The sequence below is a fragment of the Rhizobium sp. M10 genome, assembly GCF_002531955.1.
Classification (GTDB): Bacteria; Pseudomonadota; Alphaproteobacteria; order Rhizobiales; family Rhizobiaceae; genus Rhizobium; species Rhizobium etli_C.
Genome location: NZ_NWTA01000079.1, coordinates 1 through 1,035, shown reverse-complemented (window position 1 = coordinate 1,035; position 1,035 = coordinate 1). Strand labels below are relative to the sequence as shown.

At 66.3% G+C, this 1,035-nt stretch carries 2 protein-coding genes; both read right to left on the bottom strand.

What is annotated here, in order from left to right; translation table 11 throughout:
• Positions 1-547, bottom strand: a 547-nt coding sequence (locus tag CO671_RS33110; RefSeq protein WP_141514517.1) for an alpha/beta fold hydrolase, incomplete at its 3' end; no start/stop codon positions are given.
• 5 nt (positions 548-552) lie between these two features.
• Positions 553-1,035, bottom strand: a 483-nt coding sequence (locus CO671_RS33105) for a transketolase C-terminal domain-containing protein (protein WP_280953362.1), incomplete at its 5' end; no start/stop codon positions are given.

Below are 1,035 nucleotides of genomic sequence, written 5' to 3'. Positions count from 1 at the left end.
CTATCTTGGCAAGCACATCACCGTCGACGGGCGACGAGGCGCCGTGCCCCGGCAGATCGACCGCGACCGTGCGGATCGTCTCGGCCAGCGGCGGCTGGTTGAACAGCCAGGTCGACAGATCGCCGCCGAAGCCGTGCAGGAACAGGACGACATCGTCGCCCTCGCCGGCTTCGAGCAGGTTGACCGTGCCGCCCTCGACCTCGACGATGCGCGGTGCTGCGCTGCCGGCGTCACCGCCCTCGCCCGCCCCCAGCCGGTCGGCATAGGTTTCGATGAAGGCGTCGATCTCTTCAGTGGTCGCGGCATCGTCGGTGATGACGCCGGCCAGGGCGCCGACCGGCGCCGTCGTGCCCTGCTGCAGCACGATGCGCCGCAAGGTGCCGCTTGCCGCCGCCTCCAGGACATTGGTGACCTTGGTCGTCTCGATCTCGAGGATTTCCTGACCGCGGGCGATGGTGTCGCCCTCATTGACCATCCATTGGGTGATCGTGCCTTCGGTCATCGTCATTCCCCATTTGGGAACAGTGACAGCTTCGATAAGCGACATGGGCTTTACCTCTTTACGATGGATCTGGCGGCCTTGGCCACGGCGTCGGGCGTCGGCACATAGACGTCTTCGAGATTGGGGGCGTAGGGAACCGGCGTGTGCGGCGCCGTCACCAGCTTGATCGGCGCCTTCAGCGCGTCGAAGCATTTGTCGGCAAACAGCGCCGAGATGTCTGTGGCGACGCTGCAGCGCGGATTGGCCTCGTCGACGATGACGATGCGGCCGATCCCTTCGGCGACATCGAGCAGGGTCTCCTCGTCGAGCGGCGAGGTGGTGCGGGGATCGACGACGCAGGCGGAGATGCCGTCGGCCGCAAGCTGGCGGGCCGCTTCCTCGGCGACGCCGACCATCCGTCCGATCGCCACGATCAGCACATCCTTGCCGTCGCGCACCACCCGGGCTTCGCCGAACGGGATGGTATAGGAGGCGTCGGGCACCTCGCCGACGGTGTCGTAAAGCATCTTGTGTTCGAGGAAGATGACCGGGTC